Origin of the sequence: Anaeromyxobacter sp. SG64, assembly GCF_022690745.1 — a bacterium.
In the GTDB taxonomy this organism is placed as follows: domain Bacteria; phylum Myxococcota; class Myxococcia; order Myxococcales; family Anaeromyxobacteraceae; genus Anaeromyxobacter; species Anaeromyxobacter soli.
Genome location: NZ_JALCZB010000082.1, coordinates 1 through 20697, shown reverse-complemented (window position 1 = coordinate 20697; position 20697 = coordinate 1). Strand labels below are relative to the sequence as shown.

Genomic DNA, 20697 nt, shown 5'->3' with positions numbered 1-20697 from the left:
GGCCTCGGCCGCCTCGCGCGCCGCGCGCTCCGCCGCCGCGCGCGTCTCCTCCAGCGCCGCCTGCGCCCCCTCCAGCTCGGCGCGCAGCTCCCCCTCGCGCTCCGCCGACGCCTGCGCGAGCGCCTCGAGCGCGCCCTCGACCTCGCCGAGCCGCTGGAGCCGCTCCTCCGCCTCGCGGCCGAGCTCCTCCTCGCGCCCGCGCGCCGCGTCGCGGAACTGGCGGTACTCGTCGTCGAGCAGCCTGAGCCGCCCGTCGCGCTCGCGGAGGGCCGCCTCGCCCTCCGCCACGCGCCCCTCGAGCGCGGCCTGCGCCTCGCGGGCGGCGACCGCCGCCTCCTCGCGCGCGCGCTCCCCCTCGGCGAGGGCGGCCTCGAGCTCGCGGATGCGCACCTCGAGCGCGGCGCGGCGGTTCTCGTCGTCCGCGCGCTGCTTCTCGCGCTCCACCTCGACCGCGCGGACGCGGGCCTCGTTCTCCTCCCGCGCCGCTTCGCGCGAGCGCGCCTCGGCGTCGCGCTCGGTGCGCGTCCGCTCGAGCTCCGCCTCGAGCGCCCGCCTCCGGGCGGCGGCCTCGTCGAGCTGCGCCGCCGCCTCCCGGGCCGCGACCTCCGACGCCTCGCGCGCCTCGCCGAGCGCCTCCTCGGCGGCGGAGAGCTCGTCGGTCCGGCGGGAGATCTCCTCCTGCAGCTCGCGCTCCCGGGCCTCGGTCCGGTGCTGCTCGGCCCGCGCGTCGCGGCCGAGCTCCTCGATCTCCGCGCGCGCCCGCGAGAGCGCCGCGTCGCGCTCCTGCAGCTCCTCGCCCGCGGCGCCCACCTCCCGCTCGAGCTCGTGGATGCGCCGCTCGTTCGCGGCGACCACCTCGATGAGCTCCTTCTCCTGCCCGAACTTCTCGAGGAGCAGCCCGTCGATCGACGCGCCGTACTCGCGCTCCTTCTGGACGAAGAGCTCGCGCGCCTCGCCGAGCCGGCGCGAGAGATCCTCGACCTCGTCCCGGAGCGCCTGCAGCTCCACGTCCTTGTCGTGGAGCCGCTCGTCGAACACCGAAAGCTCGCGCTCGCGCGCTTCCCACGCCTCGGCGAGCCGGGCGATCTGCGCCTCCCGCCACTTGAGATCCTCGCGGAGGAGCTGCGTGCGCCCCTCGGGAGTCTCCCTGAGCTCGCGCCGCTGCGGGGGGCGGCGGTCCGCCTCCGCGGCGAGCGCGTGCCGCTCCCCCACGGACTGGAACACGCGCTCGACGAACGACCGGTCCTCGTCGGTGAGGCCGCTCCGCTGGGCGCGGCGGGGCATCGGCGGCGGCGCGTCCGGGTCGGGCGCGGGCTCCTGGCTGGGCTCCTCGGCGACCTCCTCGCCGCTCGCCGCGGCGGCCCCGGCCTCCGCCTCGGAGGCGACCTCGCCCGGCGGCTCGCCGGGGAGCTCCACGTCGCCGTCATCGAGCTCGATGACTGCGTCGTCCGCGCTCTCCACCGGGGCGGCCGCGGCGAGGATGCGCGCGGAGAGCTTGCGCAGCGCGTCCGTGTCGAGCGGCATCGCGAGGTAGCCGTTCGCCGCCCACGGCGTGCGGGCGTGCTGCGCGAGCGCCTCCGGGGGGGTGTCCGACGAGTAGAGGAGGACGGGCAGGCCGGCGGTCGTGCGATCGTGCCGGAGCCGCGCGCAGAGCGAGAACCCGGAGAGGTCGGGCAGCTCCGCGCGGGCCACGACGAGGTCGGGACGGCGGGTGGCGATCTCGAGCTCGGCCTCGCCGGCGCTCGCGACGATCCGCGTGCCGCAGCCGTCTTGCCGGTAGAGCGAGGCGAGCGAGAGCGCGAAGGCGTTGTCCGGCTCGACGATGAGGACGCGCTTCTGTTCCATGTGTGGGCAGGTCGCGAGAGGACTCCCGCGCGGTCACCGAGCATAGGCCGGTGTCGTCCGCCAATCTAGCCATCGCCTCCCGCCGCGCCGAACGGGCGAGCGCCGACCGAGGAGGGTCTCGCGGGGCGTCTGCGCGCGGGCGCCCCGCGCGCGGATTGCGGGGGCGCACCCGGCGACCGAACGTGTCCGGGCGCCCTGGGACGCCAGGGCGGGACGACCCATGACCACATCGGCCCTCCTCGTCGCGCTCGCGCTCACCACCTCGCCCGCGCTCGCGCCCTCGGGGGCCGCCCCGAGAGAGAACCTCCTGCGCGGCCCCGCGCGCGTCGTCCTGCACTACCTGGACGAGGTACGCCTCGCCGGACCCCGCGGGCCGCTCCGCGCGGGCGCCGCCGTGCCGGCTCGCGCCGGGGAGTACTCAGCGGCGACACGCCTCATCGCACCCCGTACGAGGGCCGAGCTCGAGCGCAAGGACGCGGCGGGCGAGCCCCACCCACTGGCGTTCTGGCGCGACGCCGCGCGGGCCCACGTGCTCGACTCCTTCCAGCTCCTCGCCGTCCGCCGCGGCCCTCGCGCGACCGCCGTCGTGACGGTCGAGGAGCGTTACCTCGACCCCGCCGCCGACGCCCGCAGGCTCCTCCGGACCGTGAGCGAGTACCTCGTCGCCCGCGCGGGAGGCGAGTGGCGGATCGTGGATCGGCGGCCAGGTGGCGCGTTCGACGCGGCGGCGATCGCGGCCTACGCCGGCTACTGGGACGAACCCGCCTCGGCGGCTCGGTGATCGCGCCGCCCAGGCGGGCGGGCGTTACACTCGCCCCGAGATGGCCGCGCCGCGCCGCACCCTCGTCGTGGGCGACGTCCACGGATGCCTCGCCGAGCTCGACGACCTGCTCCGGGCCGCCGGCTTCGCGCGCGGACGGGACCGGCTCGTCCTGCTCGGCGACCTGCTGGATCGAGGCCCCGACCCGGTGGGCGTCCTCCGGCGGGCGCGGGAGCTGCGGGCCGAGTCGGTCCTCGGCAACCACGAGGAGAAGCACCTCCGCTTCGCGGCGCACGAGGCGCGCCGGCGCTCGGACCACCGCCACCAGAACCCGGTGCGCTTCGATCCGCGCCGGGCCGCCCAGCACGCGGCGCTCGCGAAGGACGACCTCGCCTGGCTGGCCGCGCTGCCGCGGACCATCGCGCTCGGCGACGGCTGGGTGGCGGTGCACGCCGGGTTCCTGCCGGGGATGCCCATCGCGGCGCAGCCGCCCGACTGGATGGTCCGGCTGCGCTACGTCGACGCCGCGGGCCGTCCGGTGGGGCGCGTGCGCGGCGACGCGGGCGAGCCCGGGGTGCGGCGCTGGGCGGAGGCCTGGACGGGGCCCGAGCGCGTCGTCTACGGCCACCACCCGCAGAGCCTCGCCGAGCCGACGCGCGACCTGAGCGAGGCCGGCGTGAGGTGCCTCGGCCTCGACACCGGCTGCGTCTACGGCGGTCGCCTCACCGCGCTCGTCCTGCCGGGAGAGGAGATCGTCCAGGTGCCCTCGCGCATGCAGGGCGGGGGATCCGCCGCCGGGGCTTGAGCGACACGCGAGCGAAGCGAGCCCGCCGGGGCGCCGGCGCGTTCGCGGCGAAGCCGCCACGCGGCGGCGCACGGGACCCGGCGAGCAGGGGTGGGGCCCCGGCCGACGGCGGTCAGCCGTCGGTGGGGCGGGGGCGCAGCCCCCGTTAGATCAGCCACTCCCCGCGCCGCTCGCGCGCGCGGGCGAGATCGGCCTCGTACTTGAGGACGAGGTTCAGGGTCTCGTCGAGCAGCGTCGCGTCGAGCTCCGTCGCGTTCAGCACGGCGAGCGCGCGGATCCAGTCGAGCGTCTCCGCGATCGAGGGCGGCTTCTTGAGGTCGAGCGTACGGAGCTTCCCCACCGCCGACACCACGGCGCGCGCGAGCGCCTCCGTGGCCTCCGGCACCTTGGCGCGGACGATGGCGAGCTCCCGCTCGCGCGAGGGGAAGTCGATGTGCAGGTGGAGGCAGCGGCGCTTGAGGGCGTCGGAGAGGTCGCGCGCCGCGTTGGACGTGAGCACCACGCGGGGCACCTGGCGCGCACGGACGGTGCCGATCTCCGGCACGGTCACGGTCCACTCCGAGAGCACCTCGAGCAGGAACGCCTCGAGCTCGGGATCCGCCTTGTCGATCTCGTCCACGAGCAGGAGCGCCGGCTCCTCGCTCGTGATGGCCCGCAGCACCGGCCGCGGCAGCAGGAACCGCTCGCTGAAGAAGACGTTGCCCTCCCCCGCGATGCGATCCGCCGCCTCGGCGAGCGACTCCGCGCCTGACATCGCCTCCCCGATCCGCTCGCGGAGGAGCTGCGTGAACAGGAGCTGCTTCGCGTACTCCCACTCGTAGAGCGCCTTCGACTCGTCGAGCCCCTCGTAGCACTGGAGCCGGATGAGGGAGCGGCCCGACGCCTGCGCGAACGCCCGGGCGAGCGCCGTCTTGCCCACGCCGGCCGGCCCCTCGACGAGGATGGGCTTCTCGAGCCGGTCGGCCAGGAATACGGCGGTCGCGATCTCGCGCGAAGGCAGGTAGCCGGCGCCCGCGAGCTTCTCGGCGGCTTCTTCGATGGTCGCGAACATGGCTCCTCGCAGCGCGGCTCACGCGCTCCACGGCGCCATTCCTTATAGGGCGGGCGCGGGCACGATCGAGCATCCGACCGGTCATGTTACCGGGGTTCGCTACACCCTGGCGTTGCCGGGAACCGTCAGAATTACAGCCGCGGCCCGCGCGGGTTTTCCACAAGTCTTTGATTCCAGGAGTGATTCGCCTTGGAGGCCCTACGGCACGCCGATTGAACAGGTACGCACTCGAGTCCCGCCGGAGGCCGACCGAGGACCCTGCCATGAAGAAGCTCCAGCCCAAACGCTCGAACTGCAGGGCCCACCTCCCGTCTCACGTCCTCGTCGATGCGTGGTCGGACGCTCGACTCCTGCCCCCGCCGTTCGTCTCGAGTGAGGCGTCTGGCGGAGAATCCTAGTCGGGCGCCCACGCGCCAAAAAGCTGGAGAGGCCGCGGGGCACACCCGCGGCCTCTCGCTTTTCGTGCGCGCGGGTGAAGGCTCACACCTCGATGCGCACCCGCAGCGGTCCGCCCTCCACGTCCACCACCTCCGCGTAGGCGGACTTGGGCCCGCGGAGGAAGCGCAGCGTCGCGCGCGCGGCGCCCACGCGCACGCCCTCGAGCGTGAGCTCGTCGAGCCAGGGCGGCAGCCACGGGAACCGGACGTGGAGCGTCTGGGCGTGCGCGTCCGGAAAGAGCCCCAGCACCGCGCGGACGAGGAGGAACCACGCGGCCGACGACCAGGCCTGCGGCGAGCAGGCGACCGGGTAGTGGACCGGGAAGCGGCCGCCGTCGCGGCCGAGCCCGCAGAACAGCTCCGGGAACCGGAGCAGGCGGAAGTGCTGCGCCGCCTGCCAGAGCCCGGTGAGCACCTCCCCGGCGCGCTCCACCTCGCCGTAGGCGCTCATGCCCATCGCGCAGAGCGCGTTGTCGTGCGGCCAGACGGTGCCGTTGTGGTAGCTCAGCGGGTTGTACGCCGGCTGCCCCGCGCCGAGCGTGCGGATCCCCCACCCGCTCCACATGCGCTCGTCGAGCAGCGAGGCGACGACGCGCCGCGCGCGGTCCGGCGCCGCCGCGCCGGAGAAGAGCAGGTGGCCGGGGTTCGAGGTGACCGCGTCCACCTGGCGTCCTTCGCGGTCGAGCGCGATCGCGTAGGTGCCCGCCCGTTCCATCCAGAAGCGCGCCTCGATCGCGTCCGCGTGCGCGTTCGCGATCGCCAGGAGCCGCTCCGCGTCCGCGTCGCGGCCGAGGCGCCGGTAGAGCCCGGCCATCCGGCGGCGCGCGTCCACGGCGTAGCCCTGCACCTCCACGAGCGCGATGGGCGGCTCGGCGGGGCGGCCGTCCGCGAACGGTACGCCGTCGTGGCTGTCCTTCCAGCCCTGGTTGCGCAGGCCCTTCGGCGTGCGGCGCGCGTACTCCACGAGGCCGCCGCGCGCCGGATCGGCGGCGCGGTCGAGCCACCCGAGCGCGCGCTCGGCGGCCGGGAGGAGCGCCTCGACGGTGGCCCGATCCCCCGTCCAGCGGTCGTACTCGTCGAGCACCACGAGGAAGAGCGGGGTCGCGTCCGCCGAGCCGTAGTACGGCGAGTGCGGCACCTCGCCCGCCGCCGCCATCTCGCCGAAGCGGATCTCGTGGGGGATCTTCCCCGGCTCCTCGTCGCGCTCGGGATCGTCGATCGTGCCCTGCAGGCGCGCGAGGAAGCGGAGCGCGTCGCGCGCCACCTCGGGCGCGGCGAGCATCGCCTCGTAGCCCGTGATGAGCGCGTCCCGGCCGAACGGGCAGGTGTACCAGGGGATCCCCGCCGAGATGACCGGCTCGCCGAAGTGGTAGACGCGCAGCGCCTTCAGGTCGGCGACGGCGTTGTGGAGCGCGAGGTCGAAGAGATCGTTCGACGAGCGGAAGTGCGTCGCGCCGCGCTCCCACGAGTCGTAGGCGTCGCGGGTCGCGCGGGCGCGCGCGTCGAACGACGCGGACGGGCCGCGGGGCACCTCGCGGTCCTCGTCGCGCCCCCTCCGGCCGGCCGCCGGACCGCGCTCGATCCCCGCCGCGACGACGAACGACAGCTCGACCTTGCCGGCCGGCTCGAGGTGGAGATCCACCCGCGCGCCCCGGCCCCCCATGCGCGAGAGGCGCGCGGGGCCGTCCGCCCGCAGCCCCTCCAGCCGGATCTCCGTCGCGTACCCGCGCCCGTCGCGCCCGTCGTAGCGCAGGATCGCGCGGTCCTTCTCCACGCGCGGGACCTCGTAGGTGCCGCGCGCCGCGCGCTGGGCGCCGCGGATCTCGAAGACGTCCGCGAAGTCCGCAGCCCAGCACATCTCGATCCAGAAGGCGATGGGGCGGTCGAGGAAGTTCGTGAGGACGATGCGCTCGAGGAAGACGTCGTCGATGATCTGGTCGCGCCGCAGGTGGACGTAGTTCAGCGGCTCGCGCCCGAGGAGATCCCCCTCGTGCAGGCTCGTGACGGTGAAGTCGATCTGGGCGACGTACTCGGGCGACACCTGGGACGACAGGCAGAGGGGCGGCCCGCCCTTCACCGAGAGCTTCCACGAGGAGAGGTGGCGCGTGTCGGTGAGGAAGAGCCCGAGGTCGCGGGCGCCCGCCGGCGCCACGTCCCCGAGCCGGTTGGCCACCAGGAAGAGGTTGCCGCGCTTCAGGACGAGCTTGTCGACCCCCGTCGCCTCGGGCTGCGTCGAGGGGTCCGAGTAGCCGAGCAGGTCCTCCGGTCGCGCGAGGCTCACTGCGCGAGCGTCGTCCATCCGTCCTCCGCCGCGGGCGCCCCGCCGAGCCGCAGGCGCATGCGCTCGGCGATCGCGGCGCGATACACGGCGAGGTACCCGGCCGCCATCCGATCGGCCCCGAAGCGGTGCCGCGCCCGGGCCTGGATGGCCCGGCGGTCGAGCGCGCCGACCCGCCGCAGCGCGGCCGCCATCTCGCGCTCCGAGCGGACCAGGAAGCCGGTCTCGCCGTCCTCGACGATCTCCGGCGCCGCGCCGCTGGGCGACGCGATGACGGGGCACCCCGCGAGCGCGGCCTCGATCATCACGAGCCCGAACGGCTCGTCCCAGCGCAGCGGGACGAGCAAGGCGCGCGAGGTCGCGAAGAGGCGGCGCTTGGCGGCGAGATCGGCCTCGCGCACCCAGCTCACGTGTGGCCGCCGGAGCGCGGGCGCGAGCACGCGCTCTCGCCAGCCCTCCGGCGCGGCGTCGCCGTGGATGGCGCCGGCCACGGTGATGGGGACGCCGGCCCGCGCCGCAGCCTCGATCGCGACCTCCGGCGCCTTGCACCAGGAGAGCCGCCCGAGGAAGAACGCTCCGCCCCCGCCCGTGCCGGCGACGGGGTACAGCTCCGGATCGAGCCCGTGGTGGACGACGTCGTGCGGCGCGGGCCGCGCGAGCTCCGCCTGCCGCTCCGAGATGGCGACCAGGCGTACGCCCTCGACGCGCTCGTAGAAGCGCGCCAGGGTGGGCTCGAGCGCGTGGTGCAGGGTGTAGACCATCGGCGGGCGCAGCTCGTCGGCGAAGGCGAGCATGGCGGGGACGTTCGCGTGCACCACGTCGTAGCCGCCCGCGGCGATCTCCTGCGCGGCGAAGCGGCAGTGGAGGATCTCGGAGTAGGGATCGGGCGGCCACACGGCGCGCTCGAAGAAGGCGCGCACGCCGCGGGCGGTCGAGTCGCCCGTCGCGAAGACGGTGACGTCGTGGCCTGCGCGGGCGAGGGCGCGGTAGAGCGCGTGGACGACGAGCTCCGTCCCGCCGTACGCCGGGGGAGGAACGGGGACGAAGGGGGTCGAGACGATCGCGATGCGCACCTCCACACGGTAGGCCGCGCCCGGCGCCGGGGCCACGCACCGGGGCGGCGCACGCCGGGCGCGGGCCCGCTCCCCCGCGCGAGCCACGGCCGCCCGGCGCGCTTCCCGGGTGCGCGCGGGCGCCCAATGGTAGGCGCGCCGACGACATCTCCGGCGCGCTCTTCCGCGAGCACGCGATTGGCCGCTCGCCCGGGGCGCGGGTAGACTCGCCCGCCATGGATGGCCAGGGTCCGCTCAGCGAGGAGATGTTCCATTCGTTCCTGCAGCTCGCGGTGAAGCGGCAGGCGAGCGACGTCCACTTCGAGGTCGGCTACCCGCCGACGTACCGCGTGTTCGGCGAGCTGCTCGCCGCGAAGTATCCGCCCCTCACGCACGCCGACACGGAGGCGATCGCGAACTTCGTCCTGGGGGCGCCCGGCTCGGGGTTCACGCCCCTCGACTTCCGCGAGGTGGACCGCAGCTACTCCCTGCCCGGCGTCTCCCGCTTCCGCGCCTCGATCTTCAAGCAGCGCGGGAGCTGGGGCGCGGTGATGCGCACCATCCCGTTCCAGATCCCCGACTTCGAGACGCTGAACCTGCCGCCCGTGGTCCGCACGATCGCGGAGGCGCGGCGCGGGCTCGTCTGCGTCACCGGCGCGACCGGGAACGGGAAGTCCACCACGATCGCCGCGCTCATCAACTTCATCATCCAGCAGGAGCGGCTCCACGTCGTGACGGTGGAGGATCCCATCGAGTTCATCTTCCCCGGCGGGAAGGGGCTCGTCATCCAGCGCGAGGTCGGCTCGGACACCGCGAGCTACACCGACGCGCTGCGCGCCGCGCTCCGGCAGGACCCCGACATCATCATGGTGGGCGAGCTGCGCGACCGCGAGGCGGCCGACATCTGCCTGAAGGCCGCCGAGACCGGCCACCTCGTCATCACCTCCCTCCACACCCCCGACGTCCCCCGCGCGGTGAACCGGCTCGTCGGGCTGTTCCCGGCCGAGGAGCAGGACACGGTGCGCGCCCGGCTCGCCGACAACCTCCAGGCGGTGGTGGCGCTGCGGCTCCTCATGCGCGCCGACGCGGCGGGCCTCATCCCCGCGGTGGAGGCGCTGCTCGCGACGAGCACGGTCCGCGAGCTCATCCGCGACCGCTCCAAGATCACCGAGCTCAAGAGCTACATGGAGACCGCCGGCTCGGATCTCGGGATGAACAGCTTCGACCAGTACCTGTACCGGCTCCACGAGTCGAAGCACATCTCGCTCGACAGCGCGCTCGCGAACGCCACGAACCGCGCCGACCTGGAGCGGCGGATCCTGATGGAGACGGGGGGCCGCACCGCGTGACCCTCGCCGCACCAGCGGCGTCGCGCGTCCTCGTGGTCGGCTCGGACGCGGACGTCTCGATCGCGCTCCACCTGCACCTCGAGCGGGCGGGCTACGCGATCCACTGCATGCCCGGCCCCGCCGAGCTGGAGGCGATCGTGCGCGCGGTCGCGCCGCACGTGCTCGTGCTGCTCCTGCCCGCCGCGCCCGACGGGAGCTGGGGGCCCGCGCTCTCCACCGCGGCGAACACCGCCAAGGTCGGGGTGCGCGTCGTGATGGTGGCGCCCTCGCGGGAGGTGGTCGAGCCGCTCGCCGCGGTGGCGGGCGCCGAGCGCGCGCTGGCCCGCGCGGAGGTGCTCTCCCGCCCGCTCGTCGTGGTGGAGCGGACCATCGGCGCGGTCCCGCCCGGCGCCGTGTCGTCCCCCTCGCCCGCCCAGCGCCCGGCGCCGGCGCCAGCGCCCACGCACTCCCTCGCCGACGCGGCGGGGCCCCTCGCGGCGCCACGCCCGCGCACGAGCCCCGTCGATCTGATGGCGCTCATCGACGAGGAGCTCGTGGACGAGCCGCGCTCGCGCCCCGTCCCGACCCGCGTCGAGGTGACGGTGAGCCTCGTCTCGGAGCACAACTTCTACGTCGGGCCGACGCGGCGGGTGGACTCGGGCGGCGTCTTCATCGCCACGGCCATGCCGCCCCCCACCGGCACGCGGCTCCAGGTGAGGCTCGGCCTCGCCGACGGGCGCCGGATCGACCTCGAGGGCGAGGTCGCGTTCGTCCGCGAGAAGAGCGCGACCATCGGCCGCCAGCCGACCGGCTGCGGCGTGAAGCTCTTCAACCTGCCGGGCTGGGCGGTCGACGCGATCGACCGCTTCGTGCTGGCGCGCCAGCCGATCGTCTATTCCCCGCAGTAGCCGCGCCGCCCGGGGCCGCACCGGGAGCTCTCGGATCCCGCGGCGCGAACCCGCCGGCGCGACGGGCGAGGACGGCCGCCGCGGCGCCCTGACCTAGTCGTCCACCGGACGATCCGTGCGCCTCACGCCCAGCAGGTAGGGCTGGATGAAGCCGTCGAGGTCGCCGTCCAGCACGTCGTCCACCTTGCCCGTCTCCACGCCGGTCCGGAGATCCTTCACCATCCGGTACGGCTGCAGGACGTAGCTGCGGATCTGCGAGCCGAAGTCGATGTCCTTCTTGGCCGCCTCGACGACGTCGCGGGCCTCGGCGCGCTTCTTCTCCTCGAGGTCGTAGAGCTTCGCGCGCAGGATCTTCCAGGCGACGTTGCGGTTCTTCTGCTGCGAGCGCTCGTTCTGGACCGCGACGACGAGCCCGGTCGGGATGTGCGTGAGGCGGACCGCCGAGTCGGTCTTGTTCACCTTCTGCCCGCCCGCGCCCGAGGAGCGGTAGGTGTCCACCCGGACGTCCGCCTCCTTGATGTCGACGACGATGTCGTCGTCGATCTCCGGCGTCACGTCCACCGCCGCGAAGCTCGTCTGCCGGCGCGCGGCCTGGTCGAAGGGGCTGATCCGGACGAGCCGGTGCACGCCGCGCTCCGCCTTCATGAAGCCGTAGGCGAAGTCGCCGCGCGCGATGAAGGAGGCCTGCGAGATGCCGGCCTCCTCGCCCGCCACGAGGTCGGCGGGCTCGACCGCCCAGCCTCGACGCTCGCAGTAGCGCATGTACATCCGGTACAGCATCGCGGCCCAGTCCATGGCCTCGACGCCGCCCGCGCCGCTCTTCACCTCGACGATCGCGCCGGCGCGGTCGTGCTCCCCGGAGAGCATCCGCTGGAACTCGAGGGCCTCGAGGTCCTTCGCCACGACCTCGCAGTGCTGCGCCGCCTCGGCGCGGGTGGCCTCGTCGCGCGCCTCCTCGGCGAGCTCGGCGAGCGCCTCCGCGTCGTCGAGCCCGCGGCGCACGCGGCCATAGCCCCCCGTCACCGCCTCGAGCTGGGCCTTCTCCTTGAGGAGCGCCTGCGCCTTGGCGGCGTCCGACCAGAACGCGCCGTCCTCGGAGAGCTTGGAGATCTCCTCGACCCGCCGCTGCTTGCGGTCGACGTCAAAGCGACCCCCGGAGCGCCTCCAGGCGACGGGTGAGCTCCGCGATGCGTTCGTTCGTCGGTCCGGCCATGGGTGTCCTCGGGCGTCTCGCTACGTCCGCGCGGGGCGACGGCCGGCGCGGAGCGCGGCCGCGAGCGCCGCCACGGTGAAGAGCGCGCTCGCGTAGGCGAAGAGGTCGCCGACTGTAGTGTAGGGGGTGCGCCCGCGCAAGCGCGGGACCTCGGCGAGGAGGAGGCGCGCGGGCTCGTCGGGATGGGGGGCGCGATCGAGATCGACGGGCCCGATCTCCAGCGCGCCCGGCGCGAGCTCGCCGGTGGGGAGGAGCACCGCCGAGACGCCGGCGTAGGCGGGCCGCACGACGGCCTTGCCCGCCTCGATCGCCCGCATCCGCACGATGTCGAGGAACTGGTACGGCCCCGACGAGTAGCCGTACCAGGCGTCGTTCGTGGAGTTCACGAGCAGCTCCGGCTCGAGCGGCTGGCGCGCGAAGGCGACGTTGATCTCGGGGAAGATGGCGTCGAAGCAGATCATGGGGGCGAGGCGCACCGAGTCGCCCGGCGCGGCCGGCTCCGCCGCGCGCGCGGGCGCGACGAGGCCCAGCGCGGCGCCGGCGCTGCGCCCCTCCGGCGCGGGGTCGGGCACCGCCTGCCCGCCCGGCGCGGGGAACGCGAGGACCGCGAGCTCCGCTCCCGGCGCGGAAGGCGCGAAGCTCGGCACGACCTGCTTCAGGAACGGCAGCCACTCCTGGAGCGGGACGTACTCGCCGAAGGGCACCAGGTGGTGCTTCTGGTAGCCGCCGAGGACCTCGAGCCGCGGCGTGAGGAGCAGGTTCACGTTGCCCACGCGCGAGACGCGCTCGCCGCCCTCCCCGCGCAGCCGCTCGATGGTCGCGGCGCCCAGGAGCAGGTGCGCGTGCGACAGGACCGGCAGCTCGTAGCCGGGCAGCGCGAGCGAGCGCACCCCGGGCGAGAGGTACATCGGGTACGCCGACTCCGGCCAGGCGACGAGATCCGCGCCGCGGCGGTCCGCCTCGACGGTGAGGGGGACGAGGCGGTCGAGGATGTAGTCGAAGTTGTCGCGCGCCCGGTTCTTCACCGACTGGTTCACGTTCGGCTGGACGATCCCGACGGTGAGCTTCGGCGCCTCGGCCATCCGCGCCCGCACGTGGCGCAGCCTGAGCTCGCCGTGCGCCACGACCAGGGCGAGCAGGGCCGCCGTCGCGACCACCGCCCGGCGCGGCAGGGGCCGCCCCTCGCGGCGCGCGGCGATCGCCTCGGCGATCACCGCGTTCACGAGCACCACCACCGCCGCGAGGGCGTAGACGCCGGCCAGCGCGGCGAGCTGGGCCACGGGCAGGGTCCGCACCTGCGTGTAGCCGACGTTCGCCCACGGGAAGCCGGAGAACAGGTAGTTCCGCGACAGCTCGAACGCGGCCCACACGAGCGGGAGGTGCAGGTGGAGCGGCCAGCCGAGCCGCGCCCGGATCGTCCAGGCGACGGCGAACGCCGCCGCCCAGTGGGCGGCCATGTAGAGCACGAGCAGCGTGAGCGCGACGAACGAAAGCCCGAGGGAGAGCCCCCCGAACTCGGTCATGGCGTTCGAGACCCAGTAGATGGCGACGTAGAAGTAGCCGAGGCCGGCCACGAGGCCGCGGAGGGCCGCGGCGCGCGCCGAGGGCGCCCCCCGGAGCGCGAGCAGCGCGGGCACGAGCGCGAACCACGCCACGGGCTCGAGCCAGCCCGCGGGATCCACCTGCCGGATGGAGAGGAACGGCACGACGAGCGGCAAGGCGAGCGCCAGGGCGGCGCCGGAGGCCACCGCGGCGAGGTACGGGAGAGCGCGCTTCATCGGGATCCGTGCGATCGAGGTTGTTCTTGCCGCGCCGGGCGGCGCGGCGCAACTCGTGGCCTAGCGACGCCGCCCGCTCGCCTCCGCGGGCTCGTCCTCGGGTGCGGCGGCGGGCGCGTCCTGCCCGGCGACGTAGGCGGCCGCGGCGGCGAGGTAGTAGGCGACCGCCTCGCGCACGAGGTGACCGACCGGGCGACCGAGCCGCGTGGCGGTCGTGCCCACCGCGTCCGCGAGATCGGCCGGCATGCGGACGGTGACGATGCGCGCCTGGGCGAGGGCCGCCTCCAGCCGCTCGAGCGCCTGGCTCGGCCGCGAGACGCGGAAGTCACCGGCCTCGATCATCTCCTTGATGCGGTGCGCGAGGTCCTCGCGCGTGTACCACGCGCCGTCGAGCCAGACCGACTCTGAGTCGAGGTCGATGTCGGCGAACGGGTCCATGAAGTCTCGGTCTCCGGGGCGCCGCGCGTGGGCCGGCCGCCCTCCCGGAGCGCCGCGCCGACGAGCCCCTCGGCGCGCGCGAGCTCCGCCTCCTTGCGCGCCATGCGCCTCGCGTCGGCGGGCCGCTCGTGGTCGTAACCGAGCAGGTGGAGGAGCCCGTGTGCGAGGTAACGGTCGAGCTCCGCGCCGACCGCCCGCCGCTCCTGGCGCGCCCTCCGGGCGGCGGTGTCGAGCGAGATTACCACGTCGCCCAGGAGCGGCCCATTCCCCGGCGGCTCGCTCTGCGGGAACGACAGCACGTCGGTGGCCGCGTCCTTGCCGCGCCACTCCCGGTTGAGGATCCGGATGCGCCGGTCCGTGACGAGGAGGACGGAGAGCTCCGCCTCGCCGCGCCCGACGGCGGCGAGGTAGGCGGCGGCGCGGGCGCGCAGGCGGCGCGCGGCGGCGCGCCCGCGCGGGTGCTCGGTGGCGAGCCGGACGGTCACGGGCGGGAGACGACCTGGATGGCGGGCGGCGTGCTCGGCTCCTCGCCGGAGCGCGCCGGGTACGCCGGCCGCGTGTGGTAGATGGCCTCGAGGGCGCTCACCATCGCGCCCGCGATCGCGTTGAGGTCGCGGAGGGTGAGCTCGCACTCGTCGAGCTGGCCCTCGCTGAAGATCTCGTTCACCCGCTTCGACACGAGCGCCCGCAGCGCCGCCTCGGTGGGCTCGGGCAGCGCGCGCGACGAGGCCTCGCAGGAGTCGGCGATCATGACGAGCGCCGCCTCGCGGCTCTGCGGCTTCGGCCCCGCGTAGCGGAAGAGCGCCTCGTCCGGCGGGGCCCCCCGCCCCTCGGCGGCCATCTTCAGCGCGCGCGCCCAGAAGTAGCCGACGAGCCGCGTCCCCTGGTGCTGCGGGATCGCGTCCGCGACCACCTTGGGGAGCCGCCACTGGCGCGCGAGCTCGAGGCCGTCCGTCACGTGCCGCTTGATGATGAGCGCGCTCATGCTGGGCGCGAGGGCGTCGTGGCGGTTCTCGCCGCGCTGGTTCTCGGCGAAGTAGACCGGGTTCCGGATCTTCCCGAGGTCGTGGTAGTAGGCGCACACCTTGGCGAGCAGGGGGTTCGCGCCGATGGCCTGCGCCGCCGCCTCCACCATCGAGCCCATCAGGATCGCGTGGTGGTACGTCCCCGGCGCCTGGACGATGAGCTCCTTCAGCGCGGGGTGGTTCAGGTTCGCGAGCTCGAGGAGCTTCACGTCGGTGACGTAGCCGAAGAGCCCCTCGACGGCGGGCAGGATCCCCACCACGGCGACGGGCAAGAGCAGCGCCCCGCCGGCCAGGGCGGCGCCGGCGGCGACCAGGATCTCCGCCGCGCCCTTCCCCCCGTGGAGGCCGATCGCGACGGTCACGGCGACGCCGACGACGCCCACGGCGAGGCCCGCGCGGAACAGGCCCGCCCGGTCGCGGCTCCCCGGCACGAGCCCCGCGGCCGCGAGCGAGGTGAGCGTCGCGTAGACGGCGAACGACATCGACTGCCCGGCGAGGAGCCCCGCCGAGAGCCCCGCCGCGAGCGAGAAGAGGAGCGCGGTCTCCGCGGCGAGCACCTGCCGCACGATCATGGCGCCCGCCGCGAACGGCACGAGGTAGTGCAGCGACGGCCGCGGCAGGAGCGGGAACCGCTCGTGGAGCGCGTCCGCGACGGTGAAGCCGAGGAACCCCAGCGCCAGGGTCCCGAGGAGGAGACCCGCCATGAGGATCGCGTCGCGGCGCGCGGGGCGGAAGCCCGGGAAGTTCCGGCGCGCGTAGCCCCAGAGCAGGACGACGAGGAGGCCGACGAGCGCGCCGCCGCCCAGGCGGACGTGCGTGATGTCCTCGTCCTGGCGCTGCGCGCGCATCCCGTCGAGCACGACGAGGTGCCGCGCCTCGATCCGCTCCCCGTCGCCGATGATCTTCTCGCCCCGCTTCACCGGGATGACGACCGGCTTCACGCGGGCGGCGGCCTCCGACTTCCGCCGCTCCGTCTCGGCCTGGTTGTGGACGAGGGTCGGCCGGACCATGGCCGTCGAGAGCCGCGCGATGGCGGCGCGCAGGGCAGGCGGCTCGTGCTGGAGCCGCGCCGCCGCGGTCCGCGCGACCTCCTCGCGCGCCTTCTCCACGGTGCGGACCAGGGAGACGTCGGAGAGCGTGCGCTCTCCGCGCAGCGCGCCGTCGCCGAAGGTGCGCAGCGCGAAGGCCGGGTCCCGCCCCGCGGGGAGGAGCTTCGCGTCCTCGACGACGAGCCCCTCGAGCCCCTTCTGCGCGAGCGCCGCCAGATCGTGCTCGACCGCCTCGGAGAACCGGGCCTGCGTGAGGGCCGCCACGTCCTCGTCGCGGACGAGCACCTGGAGCCGCGAGACGAACGCGTCGCGCTGGGCGGCGTAGCGCCGCTCCAGCTCGCGGGCGTCGCGGGCGGCGGGCGTGTCGCGGAGGGCGGCCTCCTCGCCCCGCATGAGCTCGAACGCGGCGTGGATGCGGGCGACCGCCTCGTCGGCGGCGCCGGAGTCGTGGTCGTAGACCGTCCGCTCGGCGGCGGCGGCCTCGGCGCGGCGGCGCGCGGTCGCCTCCGCGTCCACGATGTCGTAGTCCCGATCCGCCTTGATGGTGACCGGCGCCGGGGAGCCCAGCGCGTCGGGGCCCGGGAGCCGGTGCGCGGCGAACGGCGCGAGCAGGAGCCCTGCGGCAGTCGCGATGAGGAGGACGAGCCCGAGGCGCATGATGCGCCCGAGCCAGTCGACGCGCCGCTCGGCGAGCGGCCCGGCGGCAGCCTGCACGGGCGGCTGGGTCGTGGAGACTTCGGTCGGTTCGGGCACAGGCGCGCAGCCTCGCACCGGGGGAGCCCCCTGGCAACCGGGTCCGGTGTCCCCGATGGAACCTTCCAGGCCCCCGGTAGGCTTCCCCCGCCCGGGGTCCTACTCGCCGGCGCCCGTCCGGTCGGCGTTCCCGGCCGGCTGCGCCTGGGCCGGCGCGGTGGGCCGCTCCCGCTCCGCCTTCGCCGCCTCGGCGCGCGCGCGCCGCTCCGCCTCGAACACGTCGTAGGCGCGGACCACCTCCTGCACGAGCGGGTGGCGGACCACGTCCACCTCGCTGAACTGGCAGAAGCCGACGCCCTCCACGCCGCGCAGCACCTTCTGGACCTCGATGAGCCCCGAGCCGCGCCCGGACGGCAGGTCCACCTGCGTGACGTCGCCGGTGACGACCGCCTTCGAGCCGTAGCCGAGGCGCGTGAGGAACATCTTCATCTGCTCCTCGGTCGTGTTCTGCGCCTCGTCGAGGATGATGAATGCGTCGTTGAGGGTGCGGCCGCGCATGAACGCGAGCGGCGCGACCTCGACCGTCCCGCGCTCCATGAAGGCCGTCGCCTTCTCGTAGTCCACCATGTCGAACAGGGCGTCGTGGAGCGGGCGCAGGTACGGGTTCACCTTCTCCGCGATGTCTCCGGGCAGGAAGCCGAGCTTCTCGCCCGCCTCCACCGCCGGCCGCGTGAGCACGATGCGCTTCACCTTGCGCTCCACGAGGAACGACACCGCCATCGCCATGGCGAGGTAGGTCTTGCCGGTGCCGGCGGGGCCGATGCCGAACACGATGTCGTGATCGCGGATCGCCTGGATGTAGCGCTTCTGCGCGAGCCCCTTCGGCGTGATGATCCGGTGGCGCGAGGAGACGAAGACGGTGTCGCCGAAGACCTCCTTGAGCGGCACGCCCTGGCCGGCGAGCTTCGTGGCCTGGTCGACGTCCTCGAGGTAGAGGGGATAGCCGTCCTCGACGAGCCCGTACAGCTCGCGCACGAGCCCCTCGGCCACCTTCACGCGCGCCTCCTCCGGCGCCGCCACCACGATCTGTCCGCCGCGCAGGCCGAGCTGCACGCCGAGGCGGCGCTCGATGAGCTTCAGGTGCTCGCTGTGCGCGCCGCAGAGCGCGCGAACCTTGTCGTTGTCCGGGAAGTCGAGCCGTGCCGTCTTCAGCGGTTCCGCCGCGGTCTGAACCAAGCGTCTCCTCCGGGGCCGCGCGTTTGTACGTCGCGGTCCTCGATCGCACGATAACCGCCGCGGCCCCGGCCGGCACGCGGAGGAGGCGGCTACTCCACGGGGGGCAGGAGCACGAAGCGGCCCTCGGCCGTCCGGCGGTAGTACCACTCGACCGGCCACGGGTGGCGAAGATCGCGCGCGGAGGCGAGGTCCGCCTCCACGAGGGCGGAGAGGGACGGCGGGTACTCGCCGCGCTCCACGCGGTAGATCTCGAGCGCGCTCCGCAGCCGGGACGCCTGGGCGCGCGCGAGGAACCGCCGGCCGGCGTCGTCCGCCACCTCGGCGCTCGCCTGCGCGGCGAGGCCGCGCGCGTCGACCCAGGTCGCGATCCCGGCGAGCGCCGCGGCGAGGGCCACCGTCGCGACCACGCGGACCGCGGCGCGGCGCAGGCGGCTGCCCCACCCTTCCCGCCCGTACACGCCCACGGCGGAGGTCCGGCGCGCCGGGGCGATCGGCGCCAGGTAGCCGAGGTTCACGAGGGCGAGGAGCGCCTTGCACGTCTCGAACTCGCCCAGGCGCGAGAGGTCGACGATCTCCTCGACGGGCCGCCCCGGCTCGGCGAGCGCGTGGACGCGCCGCTCGTTCGGGCCCAGGCTCGCGAACTCGCCCTTCCGCTCGACGGGCTCCTCGCCGAACGCGTCGAACGCCGCGTCCACGTCGTCGCCGCCGGCGGGCGCGGAGCCCGCGCCGGCCCCGCGCTCGGCGCCGAGCGGCCGGAGCCGCTCGAACGTCATCGCGGTGGAGGTGATCCGCTTGCGGATCATCGGCCACTCGTCGACCTGGCGGAACCCCTCCATCAGGACCGACTCGGCGCGGAGCGGCGTGACGGTCGCGCGGTCCCACTCCACCTCGCCCGGCTCGAACGCGTACGTCCCGCTCTTCCAGTGGAAGAGCCGGTAGACCGTCTCGGTGGTCTGCAGCGCCGTCATCTCCTTCAGCGCCGCCGTCGAGACGAGCCCCTCCTCGACGAGGACGTCGCCGAGCCGGCGCAGGCTGCGCTTCTGGACCTCGAGCGCGTGCTGGAGGCCGTCCGGGCTCACGAGCCCGGCGCGGACGAGCAGGGTCCCGAGGCGCTCGCGCGACTTGCGGCCCGCCGACTCGGCGTGGACGACGCAGCCGTCGGCGAGGGCGATGCGGATCTCGTCGCCGCTCCCGCGAAGGTGGAGCACGCCCGTCTTGGCCTGCTGGCCGATGAGCTGGAGGATCTCCGCGATGCCGAAGTCCTTGAGGGTCCCGGTGAGCGCCATCGCCGTCTCCCTCAGCGCGTGCGGCGGAACGCGTCGCGCACCGCGAGCCCCCACGCGAGGAGCGCGAGCGGCGCCGCGACGGCGAGCTTGCCCGCGAGCACCCAGGGCGTCGCCTCGGGCGGGGGCAGGACGCCGCGCCAGAACCAGACCACGAACCCGAGGAACAGGAGCGCGAGGAGGAGCAGCGCCCCGCGCACCGGCGCGCCGCTCCAGAGCGGGCCCGCGCCGCCGCCCACGAGCGCGAGGATGCGGGCCGAGAGCGCGGAGAGGCGGGCGTGGCGCCGGATCTGCGCCTCCTTGCGGAGCCGGTCGCGGGCGTCGACGAGGCCGCGCCGCTCGAAGGCGTTCACGCACTGGCCGCAGCGGACGTCCGACGCAGGCCCGCAGCGGCGGCACGCGGCCCCGCCGCAGCCCTCGCACGCGCGCGAGGGGCCGAGGCGCGGGGCGAGCGCCGAGAGGAGCCACAGCGCCGCGAGGAACCCGACCCCCGCCCAGGGGAGCGCCGCGCGCGGGAGCGTCCCGGCGAGCCGCGCCTCCGCCCACGCGCGCACGCGCCCCGCGGCCCCGTCGGCGTTCGCGAGCGCCGCGAGGCGGCCCTCCGGGATGGGCAGATCGACGAGCCAGCGGTTCGCCGAGAAGTCGTCGTCCGAGCCGCGCGCCCGCAGGAACGCGCCGGCCTGCGCCTCCGCCTTCTCGCGGGCGGCCGCGCTGCGGTCCATCTCCGCGGTGCGCAGGTAGAGCTTCGAGAGCCCGTAGCTCGCGGCGCCCTGCACGAGCGGGTCGCCCGCCGCGCGGTCCGACGCGGCGAGGTACGCGGCCCGCGCGCCCTCGAGATCGCCCGCGAGGAACAGCGCGTTGCCGAGGTTCACCGAGAGCTCCGGAGCGCGCTCGTCGGCGGCGGCCGCCGCGCGGTAGTGCCGGAGCGCACCGGCGAGGTCGCCGCGCCGCTTCGCGAACCTCCCCAGGGCGGCGTGGACCACCGCCGGGGCGGGCTCGCCGGCGGCCGCCTCGAGCGCGGCGGCGTCCTCGTCGGAGGCCGCCCCGTGCTCCACCGCCTGGACCCGCTCCGCGAGCGTGCCGGTCCAGGCGGTCGCGCGCGCCGCCGCCCCGGAGGCCCACGGCACCGCGAGCAGGGCCGCGAGCGCCGCGGTCGCCACGGCGCGCTCCGCGCGCGCGAGGTAGGGCCAGGCGGCGAGCGCCAGCACCGCGAGCGCGACGAGGGGCCCGAGCCCGAACGCGAGCGGCGCCAGGAGCAGGACGATCGCGAGGAAGCCGGCCTGGACGCGCGCGGTCCCGCGCACGAGCGGGAGGTGATGGAAGTCGTGGACGAGCAGGGGGAGGCGTCGCGCCAGCAGGAGGACGAGCACCGCGACGGCGCTCGTGATCGCCGCCGCGAGCGCCGCCGCGAGGACGTCGGCCAGGAACGCGCGCCGCGTCTGCGGATCGCGGGCGGCGGCGACCGCGGTGTCGCGCAGCGCGCCCGCGACGGGCGCGGCCCGGCCCGGCGCCTCGGCG

The 20697-nt window shown here is 75.2% G+C and carries 16 protein-coding genes; 4 read left to right on the top strand and 12 right to left on the bottom strand.

Features of this window, described 5'->3' with window-relative positions; all coding sequences use genetic code 11:
• Nucleotides 1-1845, bottom strand: a 1845-nt coding sequence (locus tag MNZ29_RS18930) for a response regulator (RefSeq protein WP_242356312.1), incomplete at its 3' end; no start/stop codon positions are given.
• A gap of 220 nt (nucleotides 1846-2065) precedes the next feature.
• On the opposite strand from MNZ29_RS18930, the gene MNZ29_RS18925 reads away from it, so the two are divergent.
• Together MNZ29_RS18925 and MNZ29_RS18920 are read left to right on the top strand one after the other, a co-directional pair.
• The gene (locus tag MNZ29_RS18925) at nucleotides 2066-2626 is read left to right on the top strand and encodes a hypothetical protein (protein ID WP_242336996.1); all 561 of its coding nucleotides are present in this window, start codon (nucleotides 2066-2068) and stop codon (nucleotides 2624-2626) included.
• Between the two features lie 40 nt (nucleotides 2627-2666).
• The gene (locus MNZ29_RS18920; protein ID WP_242336993.1) at nucleotides 2667-3410 is read left to right on the top strand and encodes a metallophosphoesterase; all 744 of its coding nucleotides are present in this window, start codon (nucleotides 2667-2669) and stop codon (nucleotides 3408-3410) included.
• A 145-nt stretch (nucleotides 3411-3555) separates the two neighbouring features.
• Here MNZ29_RS18920 and MNZ29_RS18915 read toward each other — a convergent pair whose 3' ends face one another.
• The 3 genes from MNZ29_RS18915 to MNZ29_RS25050 form a co-directional block, all read right to left on the bottom strand.
• Nucleotides 3556-4461, bottom strand: coding sequence for a MoxR family ATPase (locus MNZ29_RS18915; RefSeq protein WP_242336991.1), 906 nt, complete (start codon nucleotides 4459-4461; stop codon nucleotides 3556-3558).
• 480 nt (nucleotides 4462-4941) lie between these two features.
• On the bottom strand, nucleotides 4942-7197 hold the full coding sequence (locus MNZ29_RS18910) for a glycogen debranching N-terminal domain-containing protein (protein WP_242336988.1): 2256 nt from the start codon (nucleotides 7195-7197) through the stop codon (nucleotides 4942-4944).
• The gene (locus tag MNZ29_RS25050) at nucleotides 7176-8249 is read right to left on the bottom strand and encodes a glycosyltransferase family 4 protein (protein ID WP_242336985.1); all 1074 of its coding nucleotides are present in this window, start codon (nucleotides 8247-8249) and stop codon (nucleotides 7176-7178) included. Before MNZ29_RS25050 ends, MNZ29_RS18910 begins: the two co-directional genes overlap by 22 nt.
• 215 nt (nucleotides 8250-8464) lie before the next feature.
• Here MNZ29_RS25050 and MNZ29_RS18900 point away from each other — a divergent pair, with 215 nt between their 5' ends.
• The gene (locus tag MNZ29_RS18900; RefSeq protein WP_242336982.1) at nucleotides 8465-9577 is read left to right on the top strand and encodes a type IV pilus twitching motility protein PilT; all 1113 of its coding nucleotides are present in this window, start codon (nucleotides 8465-8467) and stop codon (nucleotides 9575-9577) included.
• A complete protein-coding gene (locus tag MNZ29_RS25045; protein WP_242336979.1) occupies nucleotides 9574-10464 on the top strand; it encodes a PilZ domain-containing protein in 891 nt (296 codons plus the stop codon). The genes MNZ29_RS18900 and MNZ29_RS25045 overlap by 4 nt, the downstream gene beginning before the upstream one ends.
• A 93-nt stretch (nucleotides 10465-10557) precedes the next feature.
• Here MNZ29_RS25045 and prfB read toward each other — a convergent pair.
• The 8 genes from prfB to MNZ29_RS18855 form a co-directional block, all read right to left on the bottom strand.
• Nucleotides 10558-11677, bottom strand: a protein-coding gene (prfB, locus tag MNZ29_RS18890) for a peptide chain release factor 2 (protein WP_242336976.1) whose coding sequence is annotated in 2 segments (ribosomal slippage) — nucleotides 10558-11607 and nucleotides 11609-11677 — 1119 coding nt in all. Because the reading frame shifts where the segments join, the coding sequence is not laid out codon by codon here.
• Between the two features lie 20 nt (nucleotides 11678-11697).
• On the bottom strand, nucleotides 11698-13455 hold the full coding sequence (gene lnt / locus MNZ29_RS18885) for an apolipoprotein N-acyltransferase (protein ID WP_242336973.1): 1758 nt from the start codon (nucleotides 13453-13455) through the stop codon (nucleotides 11698-11700).
• A gap of 60 nt (nucleotides 13456-13515) precedes the next feature.
• Entirely contained in the window at nucleotides 13516-13893 is a 378-nt protein-coding gene (locus MNZ29_RS18880) for a hypothetical protein (RefSeq protein WP_242356311.1), read from the bottom strand.
• On the bottom strand, nucleotides 13794-14378 hold the full coding sequence (gene ybeY, locus MNZ29_RS18875; protein ID WP_242336966.1) for an rRNA maturation RNase YbeY: 585 nt from the start codon (nucleotides 14376-14378) through the stop codon (nucleotides 13794-13796). Before ybeY ends, MNZ29_RS18880 begins: the two co-directional genes overlap by 100 nt.
• On the bottom strand, nucleotides 14375-16720 hold the full coding sequence (locus tag MNZ29_RS18870) for an HD family phosphohydrolase (RefSeq protein WP_242336963.1): 2346 nt from the start codon (nucleotides 16718-16720) through the stop codon (nucleotides 14375-14377). The genes ybeY and MNZ29_RS18870 overlap by 4 nt, the downstream gene beginning before the upstream one ends.
• Nucleotides 16721-16819: 99 nt before the next feature.
• Entirely contained in the window at nucleotides 16820-17896 is a 1077-nt protein-coding gene (locus MNZ29_RS18865) for a PhoH family protein (RefSeq protein WP_242336960.1), read from the bottom strand.
• 89 nt (nucleotides 17897-17985) lie between these two features.
• Entirely contained in the window at nucleotides 17986-19182 is a 1197-nt protein-coding gene (locus MNZ29_RS18860; RefSeq protein WP_242356310.1) for a DUF4388 domain-containing protein, read from the bottom strand.
• Between the two features lie 11 nt (nucleotides 19183-19193).
• On the bottom strand, nucleotides 19194-20697 hold a 1504-nt coding region (locus MNZ29_RS18855), incomplete at its 5' end, for a lipopolysaccharide assembly protein LapB (protein WP_242356309.1).